This window comes from Kiloniella sp., from assembly GCF_965205715.1.
Taxonomy (GTDB): domain Bacteria; phylum Pseudomonadota; class Alphaproteobacteria; order Kiloniellales; family Kiloniellaceae; genus Kiloniella.
In genome coordinates, this window is sequence record NZ_CBDBHW010000013.1 from 501,635 (window position 1) to 514,599 (window position 12,965).

The window sequence follows — 12,965 nt, forward strand, 5'->3', positions numbered from 1 at the left end:
GAGAATAAGGAGCAGTGCAAATGGCACGTATGTATTCAAGTAAGACACAAATTTATTGGGCGTGTAAGTCATTCTGTGACGGACGCACATTATCACATAAAACAGAAATCCGTGAAATGGATGGTTGGCGATTAGCCGCAATCGTTCACAACCTACGGAAAAAATATAACTGGCCTATTCGCGGTGAATATCGCGGCGTGAATAATATCATGCATTACTGGCTATACCGTGACTGCCAACAGACCACACTCGCATTCCCCCGCGCTGCCAAAGACCTGAAACAGGAACTTGGCCTATAATGGACATTCAAACACTCACACATAATCTAGGTGGCTTTTATAGTAACGGTAAAGGACAAGCCCCATGTCCTATCTGCCAACCAGAAAGACGCCGTGACCAGAACGCCCTTAGGCTGTCACAACAAGGCGATAAGATACTGGCCTATTGCTTTAAGTCACGATGCAGCTTTGTAGAAATAGCTAAGGCCGCAAACATTCCCGTAAACAGTGTTGGCATAGGCTTTGAAACCCAAAGACACGCGGACGTAAAGCAAGCCGAATATCAAGCCAAACAGAAGGCAAAAGCGCGTTCTTTATGGGATGCGGCTAAACCGATGGCAGGAACCAAAGCAGAGGCATATCTACAGGGGCGCGGTATCTCTGTCCCATTGCCTCCGTCATTGCGTTTCATGACTGATATTTACCACAGCCCCAGTTCTAGTTGGTGTTGTGCGATGATTGCCAATGTAGAGCCTACAGGCGGCGTTCATAGAACATATTTCACAAAGCAAGGTGAACGCTTGGCCAAGTCTGCAAAAATGATGCTAGGGCCGTGTTGTGGTGGTGCAGTGTGTTTGTCCTATGGTGATGGGCCTCTGGTCATAGCAGAAGGCATTGAGACAGGTTTAAGCCTGTTACAAATACTCGCAGACAAAGACCCCGTTGTTTGGGCCACACTATCGACAAGCGGTATGAAAGCCGTGGGGCTTCCCCCGGAACCGCATAACCTGATTATCGGTGTGGATGGGGATGAGGCTGGCAAGCAAGCCGCCAATGCCCTAGCAACACGTTCTACCCAGCTGGGCTGGTCGGTGTCTTTAATGGAATCTCCAGAGGGTCAAGATTGGAACGATGTCATTATGTCGGGAGGTGGTGGCATGAATATTCCAAACGTAGACGGCGCGATTATTCCCTTTGATACCGATGCACAGTGGCCCAACCCAGATATGGCAGTCATTCGCCCCGAACGTCCACCAGCACTTGAAATGACCGAGCAAGAATTTTCCGTTGTTTTTGGAGACTGGGCAAATTGGATTAAACAGGCGGCAGAGGTCAAAAACTCCCATGAGGATTATGTTGCCCTTGCGTTGCTGACCACTGCCAGCGCAATCATTGGCAATACGCGCTGGGCGGTGCCGTGGGATGGGTGGAAAGAACCTCCTGTACTTTGGGGTATGTTAATCGGCGACCCGTCATCAGGTAAATCACCCGCCCTTGATGCGGTGTTAGACCCTTTGAAGGAAATCGATAGTGAGCTGACTCGTCGATACAAGGAAGAACGGGCTGCTTGGCAGGATAAAGACGAAGTTGCTCGACTGGTGCTGTCTCAATGGAAAGCGGATGCCAAGGTGGCGTTATCAGATGGTGGTGACCCGCCAACAAAACCCGATGGTGCAGATGCTGGCAAAGTCCCCGTTCGCAAGCGGGTTAGAATTACCGATGCCACGACCGAAAAAGTGGCTGAATTACTGGCCGCTACATGGCGCGGTTTGTTGCTCTCGCGTGATGAATTATCTGGCTGGTTATCCTCTATGGACAGGTACAGTGGGGGTGGCGACCGTCCGTTTTGGCTAGAAGCGTTCGGGGGCAGAACTTACACGGTTGACCGTAAAAATAATCCTGAACCTGTTATTGTTGAACATTTATCTGTTTCGGTTTTGGGCGGCACCCAGCCCGATAAACTGGATAGCTTGCTGATAAAATCGGATGATGATGGTTTAACAGCACGTTTCCTAACGGTGTTCCCAGACCAAATTCCTTTGAAGCGTCCCTCTGGCAATATTGACGAGGTGTACCTTGTCGAGGCGTTAAAACGGATGCACCGTCTTGAACCTGTGATTGATGAGCATGGCGCACAACGTCCGTTTTTCATGTACCTTGATGAAGATGCACAAACTGCACTGCATGATTTTCGAATAGAGTGCAGGGCATGGGAGGCTAAAACAACGGGGCTTATGAAAAGTCATATAGGTAAACTTCCCGGCCTTTCCGTTCGTGTTGCTCTGGTGTTGTCCGTATTGGACTGGTCTACCAGTGATGGCGCAATGCCGTTATCAACTATCAGCAAAGCACATATAGGCCGTGCTTGCCACTATGTTGGGGAACACCTTCGCCAGCATGCGTTTCGGGCATATGGTGCGGCGTCTGTTCCTTTGGAGATACGTAACGCCCGTCGCATTGCTGAAATCATACAGACCGAACGTTTAAGCATTATCAAATCACGTGAGATACAACGCCGCGAACTGGCTGGATTGCAAACCTCTGCCGATATTAAACCTGCTCTGGCTGTTTTGATTGAAGCTGATTGGATTACGCTGGTTCCCAGTTCTGGTGCAGGGCGTCCCGCAAAAACCTTTGCCGTAAACCCAAAGGTTTGGAGGACAAAATGAGCAGATGGTTAGCCTTAGCGGAAGATACGAATAGTAAATCTATATCTCTACCCGACACCCCGACAAAACCAGACACAATACAACTGAAAGGCGATAAGGAGGGGTTTTGTCGGGTTATGTCGGGGTGTCGGGTAGAGGGTAAAGAAAAAGATACGGCCCTGCCAAGCACCCCGTTTCAGGTAGGAGCCACAAACGACAAGGGAAAGCACTTAGGCAAAATCGCCATGCAAAAGATCGCCCTGTGTCAGCACATCGAGCATGGGGCCAGTCACCGCGCAGACCTCATTGTAAAATCTGGCTGGAGCCATACGGTTACACTCAAAATACTCAACACGCTTATCCGTTCTGGCTATGTGTCGGAAAGCGACAACGGCGTCTTGTCTCTCAACAACATCACCTACCAGCTTATCAACAGGCTGATACAGGCGGGGCATTTGGTTGTCGCAGGCTCGCATTCTCGAAAAGGAGCATAAATTGGAACGCAAACTAACAATAAAGCAGGAAAAGTTTTGCCATGAATACATCACAACGGGCAACGCCAGCGAAGCATATCGTAGAGCGTACAATGCCGAACGTATGAAGCCAGAGACGGTGAACAGGAAAGCCAAGGTTGAAATCGACAAGGACAAGATCAGGGCAAGACTGGAAGCCCTGCAAGAATCAGCCCAGGAACGCACCATGGTTACTGTCGAAAAAATAACTGCGGAACTTGAGGCAGTGCGCATAGCGGCAATGGAGAATCGCAACCTCGCCGCCGCCGTTTCCGCGATCATGGGCAAGGCCAAGCTGCATGGCATGCTGATCGACAAAAAACAGGTAGCTGTTGGATACACGGTCGAGGATATCCGCAATCAACTGTTTGGCGATGTAATTGACGCCAGACCTGATTGAAGCGCACCCTATAGTTCATCGAGAAAGCTGAGGGAAGGTTCGGTAAGTTATGCCGTATATGAAGCTGGCACACTGGCTCCGACTCGTATAGGTGCTAACCGTATGAACCGTGATCTGAGTATAGCGGTTGAAAAAATCTCAAGAAGGCGAGGACGGTAGAGTGACGCAACCCGAAGCAAATAAGGAAGAAATCGAAAATCCATATTTGATATTGGATTTTTGGCATTTCGCTATCATCAGCACCCTAATGATCCTTTTTTTTCCGTGGTCTCTACTGTTTTGTGTATTTGTTTACGGGTTAGAGGAGACAAAATTACTATGTGCTGCCCTGATGCATGATGCATTCAAAACATTATTGGCGATTTTATCTGTGATTACCTCACTAGTGATTTTGATTCTCATAATACTTGCCGTATTCTGACTCTCTTAACGTCGATGTGTCCGCAAAAAATTCAAAAGGTGTCGAGAAGAACACCACCCCAAACCACGGTTGAATTATCACCTTGTTTGTCGCGCGACAAACGCCAGTTTGAGACGTTATGCAAAGGCGTGAAGCTGTAAACAACGACAAGAAGGAGATTCATCTATGCGTAAAATTATCCAAGCGGCAGCACTCATTATTGCCCTGCTCCCATCCGTTACATTGGCGCAGGACTTCGATGCAGGGCTGCAAGCGTACAAAGATGGAGATTATCAAACCGCCGTGAAAGAATGGCGACCACTTGCCGAGCAGGGGAACGCCTTCGCGCAGCTCAGCCTTGGCGTGAGTTACGACAGCGGCAAGGGCGTTCCGCAGGATTACGCCGAGGCCACCAAGTGGTACAGGCTGGCCGCCGAGCAGGGGGACGCCGAAGCGCAGTTCAGCCTTGGCGTGAGTTACTACAGCGGCAAGGGCGTTCCGCAGGATTACGCCGAGGCCACCAAGTGGTACAGGCTGGCCGCCGAGCAGGGGAACGCCTTCGCGCAGTTCAGCCTTGGCGTGAGTTACTACAGCGGCAAGGGCGTTCCGCAGGATTACGCCGAGGCCACCAAGTGGTACAGGCTGGCCGCCGAGCAGGGGAACGCCTTCGCGCAGCTCAGCCTTGGCGTGAGTTACTACAGCGGCAAGGGCGTTCCGCAGGATTACGCCGAGGCCACCAAGTGGTACAGGCTGGCCGCCGAGCAGGGGGACGCCTTCGCGCAGCTCAGCCTTGGCGTGAGTTACTACAGCGGCAAGGGCGTTCCGCAGGATTACGTGCTGGCGCATATGTGGGCCAATATTACAGCCGCAAACGGGAACAAGCACGCTCAAGAACTCAGAGAGCTTATTGCCGTCAAAATGGCCCCATCCGACATAACAAAAGCGCAACAGATGGCCCGTGAGTGTTTGGAAAGCGGTTACAATAACTGCGGGTATTGATGTTGAGAGTGGATTTTCAGTTTCCCCGGCTACCCTGCGGAGTCGCATCGCCCGAAACTTGTCTTTACCTGTTTCGAAACTTGCTGAGGACTAATTTTCCGGTTGCCAGCAGGACGCAACCAACCGCAAGAAACCCAGTCACAAACACAAGAATCGTCTTGGTTTGTGTAAACAGTGATGCGCTTTGTACCTGCCCTGCTGAAATGTCAGGATATTGCAGCAGAATCGTCGTGATCTGGATATTTTCGCCAAGATCAACGAGCCCCGTTATGACCGGGATGATGGCAAGCCAGCCAAGCAGGTCGTTTGCACGCAATCGGTAAATCAGGCCGACGAAAAAGGTCACATAGATCAGTGGAAACAGAGTGTCCAAAGTGGGACTGGCCATTGAATAGATGCGGCGGCCATCTTCGCCATATTGAGCCATCAGTTTATGAACAAGCGCAAAATCATATTCGGGTTGTGCATCAAGGCTCTCACCGCCGATCGGGAGGTTGGGAAAGATCACCAGAGCAAATAGAAAAGTTCCGACGAACGTCAAGATCAGAACTTTGGTTTTTGCGGCAAATTGAAAGTAACAAATCACGGGGCTAGACCTTTGTAAAAAAGAGCGGCAACCAAGACTGCCGTAAATAGTCTGGATTCCATATCTGTCCCTTCTTTCGCTGTTGCCAGAATTACGACACACAAATCACACCAGCGATATTTGCGCTTCACGGCCCTTGCATAGGCACGCAATCGGTTCATGCTGATATGCGTCCGCCTTCAATTTGCGCCCACATTCGTCGTGCTGGCGGTTAGCTTCAAGCCCAACGCCGACACCACTTTTAAGACGGTTCCGAACTCTGGGTTTCCTTTGGCACTAAGGGCGCGGTACAGGCTTTCACGTGACAGACCTGTATCACTTGCGAGTTGCCTCATACCTTTGGCGCGAGCAACAACGCCCAGTGCGTCCGTTATGAACGCATTATCACCAGTTTCAAGGGCGTCTGTCAGATACCCGGCAATTGCATCTTTATTATCAAGATAGTGAGCAGGGTCAAAGTCGGTTAGTTCAATGGCCATTGTTACACCTCTTTCGCTAAAGCCTTGGCGGCGGTTATATCACGGGATTGGGTTTTCTTGTTCCCGCCGCAAAGCAGGATTACCACCACACCATTACGCTGGACAAAATAAACTCGGTATCCTTTGCCTTCATGTATCCGCAATTCGCTGACACCATCGCCGACTGGCTTTGTGTCACCAAAATGACCGAACCCCAGTCGCCTGATGCGGGTTGCAATTTTCTGCTTTGCCCTGAAATCTTTAAGGCTATGCAGCCAAACAGTGAATTGCGGCGTCTGTTTTATGTCCATCACGACACATGTAGCCCATGGGCTACTGGATTGCAATCAGTTCTTTTCAATTATCCTTACCACCCAGTTTCAGCGCCACCCCATCACCCTGTGCGGTATCGCTATATTTGCCCCAACTATCGTTCTGGCTGAGATGCCGCTTGATCTGTATCATGGGAACAACGGGGCTGGCGGTATAGGCTGTGCATGATGGGGAAATAGGGCTGGCCGCTTAAATCTATAGGCGAATGACAACAGCATCGCGCACCAGCCATGCGTGGTTTTTGAATCACCACGTGGTAATAAATGTGGTAATAAAATATAATACAAATTATTTACCATTTAATCACAATATGTTGGATGATTTATTAGGCGGACTCTCTCTCCGCCATTGACTACAAACAAACTTTCATATGCCCGAGATGGCATAGCCTCAAAAGCCCAGCATTTGCGGGCTTTTTCGCTATTTACAATTGACTTGCTCTCTATAAAAACACCCCGTTTTTCTCTAATTTTTCTCCTATATATGCCCCTTTCCTGAAAAACACCGTACTTGGAAAAGCGAAGTACGGAGCTTTTAGTCATGTGGAATCAAGGGCTTGGCAATTGATCAGTTCGCACCGATCTATGCCTGTCATTGACTACTCATCTGGTGAGATATGAAACTTAGAACGATAGCAAACCCGGTTTTTGTGATCTTTGTAATCCTCAAATGGATCGCTGTCATATATGCCGAAGAACTTTTGAAAGACCTTCTTTAGCTCTTGTTTTTGTTTCTTCTGGTTACGATTGGCTTTTGGGTTGTCCCATGTGAACTGGCCTCGCTCATCTGCAAAGCCTTCCAGTAGATTCCATTGTTTATTAGGAGATGCCGTTCGGCCATCTGCCATGCCCATCTGGGTAAAATTATAAACTTGAGAAACCCTATTGTTACCAGTGTTGCAAGTAACACGAACTGTATGCCCATCTGTAAATTTAATCGTAATATTGGACCACTCTGCATCGGCTGGGGTTGGAAATAAGACACAGCTCACTTCTGGCATTGGGTCTTCCTGATCTTCATGGAAGGCAGAAAATTCTTCTAATGCTTTGGTGGTATCGATAAGCGTGTCTGTATTAGCCAAATCCTGCAGGCCAATCAAAGCAGAGCCTTTAGCTCGGATGGCATCAGCAAAATGGCTGATCCATCAAGACCAATCACATGGTTGATTATGCCTTCCAGATCTCCATCGTGAATGTTGATTCCAAAGAAAACCGGATAACGAATGGTGCCTCGGGGAATGTAGAGCCCAACTCTTATACAGCTTGAGGTGCCGTCAATGGTCTGTATATCCTTTAGAACTGAAATCTCATTCGTAGAGTCAGCGATTAAGCTAGCAATCTTTTTTAGGCTTAGGGTATGCAGCCGTCTGTCATTATTTGAAATATGTAAGTCTGGGCAGGAGGTGGTGTCATCATTACAAACTGCCAGCACTTTTCCATTAGGCATTTCACAAACACGTCTTCCACCGCAATGCCCATGATCGCAATGCAACTGTTCATCAAAAGCCGTTGTGCTATCGAACCAAGATTTAACTACCTCAGTATCACCAAAGTGCTTGATTAAAAATGCATGATTATGTTCATGCCGAGGCAGCTTCGCGAGCATATTCCACATATTGCGCTGCCTCCTGTTTTGAGGTTCTTGGTTCAACTAGCCCTTGGTCGGTGATCCAATCTTCTACAACCAAGAAGTCTTCGTCACGACTGAACGTGGCACGATTGCCAGCCCGGATATCAATCGGCCTTGCTTTTTTCAGCCCCTCAAACTTCACGCTGAACTTGGCAAAAGTTATGGCAGCACGCTTTGTCGAGTCTTGACCATTTTTTCGTATCAGTGTGTTGAGAAGATTGCCCGATTTTCTGATTTCAGTTTCACCGCCCCAATCATAATGAATCTCAACCAGCTTCACATCTTCAACGCCATCAGTGGTGGCAAAATTATGAGCGGCATTATCAACGTCCCGTAATTTTTCTAACGAAAACTTCTTTTGCTCAGAGAAGTACCCTTCGTTGCCAAAAATATGTTTTCCCACACAGCGTAAGAATTCCTCTATATGACCTTTTTTCTTACTAGATATTCTGACGCTGACATCATCGCTGTCGCAATTATAAATCAGAAGATCATGGCATTGAGGGTTGTAAAATACACTCCCTGTCTCACCATCTTTCATTTTAAATTCACGCTTTAATGGCTTGCCGTATTTTATAACGATGCTAACTCGGTGCCCTTGAGGGAACAAATAAACTCGGCAATTTCGCAATCGGTTATTACTGGCAAACCAGTCATCAAGCTCTGATTGTAGTGCGGTGATTGTTTCATCTGAAATCTTTGGAAAAGATCTTTTTTGAGCGTGTGAGCCCCAATAAAAACTAAAGCCTCGATAGTTTCGGACTAATGATCGCGCATATTCCGTATGGAAAAGATCAGGCTGATTTAAAAAGCAAAACAGGGCTAAATCTTCATGTGATCCGGGCGTATAGTGTAATTCAATACCTTGGTCTTTAGCTGCTGATATCAGCGAGTCCATAGCTTCTTGACTGGACATTTCTGTTATTAATTGTAGAGCTTCCATCAACTCATGGGTTTCATAAGAATCTTGAACGGTGTCGTTTGGACGGATAAGCGCTTTTGTAATATCTTCAAAATTCAAAGTGCCGTTTTCGAGATGAATCCCATGAGCTTCAAAGAATTTTGGAAATTTTTTAAATAGCTGAATAAGCAGCTCGGCATCCAGACCGCCTAAAACATCTACATTTGTGAATACCTTTGGATTATATCTCGACATCGCCAATCTCCTGTTTCGTCGTTACAGGGTTGGCCTCGGTGTCAACACCCGAGCAGACGTGTAAGACCTTCCCAATTATTTTAAGTTCATCCTGTTGTCCTATGATGATGGGTTTTAGTTTCTGATTTTCAGGGCGCAGCTCAATATGCTCCCCTTCAATGCTCAGCCGCTTTACAGTGGCCTCTTCGCCGACCATGGCCACAATAATATCGCTGTTTTCAGCAATTGGTTGTCTTCGCACGACAACGTAATCTCCCTCGAAAATATCAGCATCAATCATGCTGTCGCCTTGCACTTTGAGCGCAAAGCATTTTCCGCGCAGAACATTATTCGGCACCATGACCTGACCAATCTGATTTTCAATCGCAAGAATCGGTTGACCAGCAGCGACCACCCCCAAAACGGGAACGGCAGTCAGGTTGGTTTTATCCGGTGTTTGTGCGTGAAGGACTTCGATGGATCGCGCTTTTCGCGCCTGTCTGCGAATATAGCCTTTGTCTTCCAGCCGCTTGAGCCCTTCAAACACACTGGGTGCTTTCACCCCCAATTCCACAGCAAGCTCTTGTACCGTGGGCGACATCCCCATGGCACGTTTCAGGCGTTCAATGGCCTGTAATAGCGTATTCTGTGCGTTTGTCAGTTGCTCCATAGCATCCTTTCAATTTTGGCTAATGACCTAATATAAATTAGGCCTTTTATTATCCAACACTTAGGTTTAAAACCACCGACTTTCAGTCGGTAGAGTCGGACTTTAGTCCTTTTTTCTCAGTCATTGTATACTCCCAAGAGGTCGTCCCGGAGGGGTGAAACCTCTTGGGAGTATACAATGACTTACACAGCCTCTGGCCATGCCGTTTTTCACAATCGCTATCACCTCGTCTGGATTACGAAGTACAGATACCGGGTATTGACCAGGGAAATGCGCCTTCGTATCCGTGAGATTACCCGCCAGATATGCGCTCAGTTGGGTGTAACTATCGTCAAAGGCGTATTGTCTGATAATCATGTCCATATGTTTGTCGAAATACCTCCCAGGTTGTCTGTCAGTGATTTCCTGCAAAAAGTTAAGGGCTGTACATCCCGGAAGATCCAGCAAGAATTTCCAGAGCTACGCAAACGCTATTGGGGGCAGAGGTTTTGGGCGCGGGGCTATTTCTGTACAACAGCTGGAAACGTCACTGAGCAAACCATTCTGGATTATATCGAAAACCACACCCCCGAACCTACCGGCTTAAGACGGTAGTCGTTCAGTTTCACAAGCCTAATTTGATTCAATGCACAGCATTGACTGAACCGACAGTTTTCAAGTCATTTCAGTAAGTAACTCCTTGAACGACGCAATAATTCTCAAGGAGGAACGCCCATGTCTTCACTTCCCCCAAACCTAATAAATGAGCGAGATCGCCGCACCGAAGTGGCCCGTTTGCTGGCGCTTGGCATCCTGCGCCGAAAGATTCGCCTGAACCGACAGTTCGAGCCAACAAATCCCTCTAATTCATTGGACTTCAGGGTTTTTCCAAGCGTTCATGCCCATGACGAAGAACCAAAAAACCAAGGAGAAACAGATGGATAAAACACTTCTGGCGCGTGTGGCGGCACTCCCAAATATGCCGCTATCAGAACTAAAAGCATTATGGCGGGATGTGTATCAGGACGAACCACCCGGCGGCCATAAAAGCCACATTGTCCGCAGACTGGCTTATCGCCTGCAAGAGCTTGCTTATGGCGTTGATCCGCAGATTGAGAACCGGATCGAACAGCAGGCCAATGATTTATTCGGTTCGGGTAAGAGAGCCAAGCCGAAGCGCAAGACACAATATCAGCGGCCCATCCCCGGCAGCAAACTGGTTCGGGAATATAAGGGCATCGAATATCAGGTCACCATTTTAGAAGAAGGCTATGAATATGCAGGCTGCCTATACAAAAGCCTGTCTAAAGTCGCGCTGGCCATCACAGGCAGCAGCTGGTCTGGACCTGCCTTCTTCGGATTAAACAACAAGGCACAAGGAGGCAAACATTGAGCACAACCACACCGAAAAAACGCTGCGCGATTTATACGCGCAAATCCACCGAGGAAGGCTTGGACATGGAGTTCAACAGCCTTGATGCTCAGCGCGAGGCTTGTGAATCCTACATTGCTTCACAAAAACATGAAGGCTGGTTCCAGCTCCCTGATGAATATGATGATGGCGGCTTCACAGGCGGCAATATGGATCGTCCAGCCTTAAAGCGTCTGATGGACGATATCAAAAGCGGCTTGATTGATACGGTTGTCGTGTACAAGGTTGACCGCTTGTCACGCTCCTTGGCTGATTTTGCCAAGTTGATCGATCTGTTTGATGTGCACAAAGTTTCCTTTGTCTCTGTTACCCAGCAATTCAACACCACCACATCAATGGGCCGTCTAACGCTGAACATCCTACTCAGCTTTGCCCAGTTTGAGCGTGAGGTTATTGGCGAACGCATCCGCGATAAATTGGCCGCCTCTAAACGCAAAGGCATGTGGATGGGCGGTGTCACGCCCATGGGTTATGTGGTGAAAAACCGCGAGCTTGTGATTGAGCCTGATGAGGCTGAGGGCATTCGCAAAATATTTGATCTGTTTTTGATGACCAAGTCACCCACAGAGATGGCAAAGATGTTGCCGCGCATGGGGGTGTTAAGCAAGAAGCGCACAACTAAAAACGGACGCGTCATTGGTGGCAAGGCACTGGATAAAGGCGGTCTCTATAAGATTCTGCAAAACCCCATCTATATCGGCAAGATCAAACATAAAGACAAAATCTACGAAGGCCGCCACCCAGCCATCATCGACATGGATACGTGGAATAAAGTCCGCGCCATCATGAAAGAAAACACAATCAACCGAGGCGCAATCACACGCAAGAAAACCAAGGCCATTTTGATGGGACTTTTGAAATGCGGTGAGTGTGAATGCTCTCTGGTGCCAAGCCATACCCGTAAAAAAGGCGGCAGGCTTTATCGCTATTACACATGCGAGCACTATCGCAAAGGCATCAACCCGGATTGCAAAGTTCGTAATGTCAGTGCCAGTGAGATGGAAGCTTTGATCCTAGCACAGCTACAAGCCGTTTTTGCTTCACCTGAAATGATCGTTGAGACATGGCGCGAGGCATACAAAGAGGATGAAAGCGTGACTGAAACGGAAGTCCGGGACCCGCTTGGCAATATTGTACCGATCTGGAAGGAGCTTTTTCCGGCAGAGCAGCAACGTATTCTTGAGCTGATGATTGAGAAAGTCATCGTCAATTATGAATATGTCGATGTCCGTATCCGGGCAGATGGCATGCTCAGCCTTGCACGAGAATTGGACGAACAAGAAAAGCGCCTCCAAGGAATTTCAACCAAACAATTGGAGGAGCAAGCATGGATGCACGCATAAAAATGATGGAAGGCAATGTGATCTCGGTTCGGGTGCCGATAAAAATCAAACGCTACGGTGGCAAAAAACTGATTTTACTTCCCGAAGGTGCTCATATGACTGCACCGCAAGAAGCTTCAAAACCCGACGAGACGCTCGTTAAAGCCTTGGCCAAAGCCTATTACTGGCAAAACCTGATTGATACCGGGCGCTACAAATCCATCGATGACATGTCGCGCCAACGCAAAATCAATTCCTCTTATATGTCGCGGATACTGCGCCTCAATCAACTCGCTCCACAGATTAAAAAAGCCATCTTGGATGGTACGCAGCCGCGCCAGTTAAGCCTGCAGGATATGCAAACCCCATTTCCCGATATTTGGGATGAGCAATTAAAGCATTTTGGATTTGCCTAATCTCCCTTCGGTGAAATTTCACCGACCACCCTGAAATTTTTTTCAAA

At 48.1% G+C, this 12,965-nt stretch carries 19 protein-coding genes; 12 read left to right on the forward strand and 7 right to left on the reverse strand.

Features of this window, described 5'->3' with window-relative positions; genetic code table 11:
* Positions 1-20: 20 nt before the first annotated feature.
* From ACOGW3_RS13620 to ACOGW3_RS13645, 6 genes are all read left to right on the forward strand, one after another.
* Positions 21-299 carry a hypothetical protein gene (locus ACOGW3_RS13620; protein ID WP_419903477.1) on the forward strand — a complete coding sequence of 93 codons (279 nt, stop codon included), beginning with the start codon at positions 21-23 and terminating at the stop codon, positions 297-299.
* On the forward strand, positions 299-2,668 hold the full coding sequence (locus ACOGW3_RS13625) for a DUF3987 domain-containing protein (protein ID WP_419903478.1): 2,370 nt from the start codon (positions 299-301) through the stop codon (positions 2,666-2,668). The genes ACOGW3_RS13620 and ACOGW3_RS13625 overlap by 1 nt, the downstream gene beginning before the upstream one ends.
* Positions 2,665-3,141 carry a hypothetical protein gene (locus ACOGW3_RS13630; protein ID WP_419903479.1) on the forward strand — a complete coding sequence of 159 codons (477 nt, stop codon included), beginning with the start codon at positions 2,665-2,667 and terminating at the stop codon, positions 3,139-3,141. Before ACOGW3_RS13625 ends, ACOGW3_RS13630 begins: the two co-directional genes overlap by 4 nt.
* Position 3,142: 1 nt before the next feature.
* Entirely contained in the window at positions 3,143-3,559 is a 417-nt protein-coding gene (locus ACOGW3_RS13635) for a terminase small subunit (protein WP_419903480.1), read from the forward strand.
* A gap of 127 nt (positions 3,560-3,686) precedes the next feature.
* A complete protein-coding gene (locus tag ACOGW3_RS13640; RefSeq protein WP_419903481.1) occupies positions 3,687-3,980 on the forward strand; it encodes a hypothetical protein in 294 nt (97 codons plus the stop codon).
* A gap of 165 nt (positions 3,981-4,145) precedes the next feature.
* A complete protein-coding gene (locus tag ACOGW3_RS13645) occupies positions 4,146-4,958 on the forward strand; it encodes a tetratricopeptide repeat protein (RefSeq protein WP_419903482.1) in 813 nt (270 codons plus the stop codon).
* A gap of 64 nt (positions 4,959-5,022) precedes the next feature.
* On the opposite strand, the gene ACOGW3_RS13650 is transcribed toward ACOGW3_RS13645, so the two are convergent.
* The 3 genes from ACOGW3_RS13650 to ACOGW3_RS13660 form a co-directional block, all read right to left on the reverse strand.
* The gene (locus ACOGW3_RS13650; RefSeq protein WP_419903483.1) at positions 5,023-5,499 is read right to left on the reverse strand and encodes a hypothetical protein; all 477 of its coding nucleotides are present in this window, start codon (positions 5,497-5,499) and stop codon (positions 5,023-5,025) included.
* Positions 5,500-5,723: 224 nt separating this feature from the next.
* Positions 5,724-6,023, reverse strand: coding sequence for an addiction module antidote protein (locus ACOGW3_RS13655; protein WP_419903484.1), 300 nt, complete (start codon positions 6,021-6,023; stop codon positions 5,724-5,726).
* Between the two features lie 2 nt (positions 6,024-6,025).
* On the reverse strand, positions 6,026-6,313 hold the full coding sequence (locus ACOGW3_RS13660; protein WP_419903485.1) for a type II toxin-antitoxin system RelE/ParE family toxin: 288 nt from the start codon (positions 6,311-6,313) through the stop codon (positions 6,026-6,028).
* On the opposite strand from ACOGW3_RS13660, the gene ACOGW3_RS13665 reads away from it, so the two are divergent.
* On the forward strand, positions 6,306-6,503 hold the full coding sequence (locus ACOGW3_RS13665; RefSeq protein ID WP_419903486.1) for a hypothetical protein: 198 nt from the start codon (positions 6,306-6,308) through the stop codon (positions 6,501-6,503). The genes ACOGW3_RS13660 and ACOGW3_RS13665 overlap by 8 nt on opposite strands.
* 430 nt (positions 6,504-6,933) lie before the next feature.
* Here ACOGW3_RS13665 and ACOGW3_RS13670 read toward each other — a convergent pair whose 3' ends face one another.
* From ACOGW3_RS13670 to lexA, 4 genes are read right to left on the reverse strand one after another with little or no spacing between them, the layout of a single operon-like run.
* Positions 6,934-7,434 (reverse strand): hypothetical protein, encoded by a 501-nt coding sequence (locus tag ACOGW3_RS13670; RefSeq protein WP_419903487.1) that lies wholly within the window; start codon positions 7,432-7,434, stop codon positions 6,934-6,936.
* Complete coding sequence (locus ACOGW3_RS13675; RefSeq protein ID WP_419903488.1) at positions 7,431-7,949, reverse strand: hypothetical protein; 519 nt, start codon at positions 7,947-7,949, stop codon at positions 7,431-7,433. The genes ACOGW3_RS13670 and ACOGW3_RS13675 overlap by 4 nt, the downstream gene beginning before the upstream one ends.
* Positions 7,915-9,120 carry a hypothetical protein gene (locus tag ACOGW3_RS13680; RefSeq protein ID WP_419903489.1) on the reverse strand — a complete coding sequence of 402 codons (1,206 nt, stop codon included), beginning with the start codon at positions 9,118-9,120 and terminating at the stop codon, positions 7,915-7,917. The genes ACOGW3_RS13675 and ACOGW3_RS13680 overlap by 35 nt, the downstream gene beginning before the upstream one ends.
* Positions 9,107-9,769, reverse strand: coding sequence for a transcriptional repressor LexA (lexA, locus tag ACOGW3_RS13685; protein ID WP_419903490.1), 663 nt, complete (start codon positions 9,767-9,769; stop codon positions 9,107-9,109). Before lexA ends, ACOGW3_RS13680 begins: the two co-directional genes overlap by 14 nt.
* A 177-nt stretch (positions 9,770-9,946) precedes the next feature.
* Between lexA and tnpA the strand changes: the two genes are divergently transcribed.
* From tnpA to ACOGW3_RS13710, 5 genes are all read left to right on the forward strand, one after another.
* Positions 9,947-10,363: an IS200/IS605 family transposase gene (gene tnpA, locus ACOGW3_RS13690; RefSeq protein WP_419901640.1), complete on the forward strand. Its 417-nt coding sequence runs from the start codon at positions 9,947-9,949 to the stop codon at positions 10,361-10,363.
* Between the two features lie 120 nt (positions 10,364-10,483).
* Positions 10,484-10,693, forward strand: a complete 210-nt coding sequence (locus tag ACOGW3_RS13695) for a hypothetical protein (RefSeq protein ID WP_419903491.1) — start codon at positions 10,484-10,486, stop codon at positions 10,691-10,693.
* Positions 10,686-11,141, forward strand: coding sequence for a DUF2924 domain-containing protein (locus ACOGW3_RS13700; protein ID WP_419903492.1), 456 nt, complete (start codon positions 10,686-10,688; stop codon positions 11,139-11,141). The genes ACOGW3_RS13695 and ACOGW3_RS13700 overlap by 8 nt, the downstream gene beginning before the upstream one ends.
* Positions 11,138-12,523: a recombinase family protein gene (locus ACOGW3_RS13705; RefSeq protein ID WP_419903493.1), complete on the forward strand. Its 1,386-nt coding sequence runs from the start codon at positions 11,138-11,140 to the stop codon at positions 12,521-12,523. Before ACOGW3_RS13700 ends, ACOGW3_RS13705 begins: the two co-directional genes overlap by 4 nt.
* Complete coding sequence (locus ACOGW3_RS13710) at positions 12,508-12,918, forward strand: hypothetical protein (RefSeq protein WP_419903494.1); 411 nt, start codon at positions 12,508-12,510, stop codon at positions 12,916-12,918. Before ACOGW3_RS13705 ends, ACOGW3_RS13710 begins: the two co-directional genes overlap by 16 nt.
* The last annotated feature ends 47 nt before the right edge of the window (positions 12,919-12,965 follow it).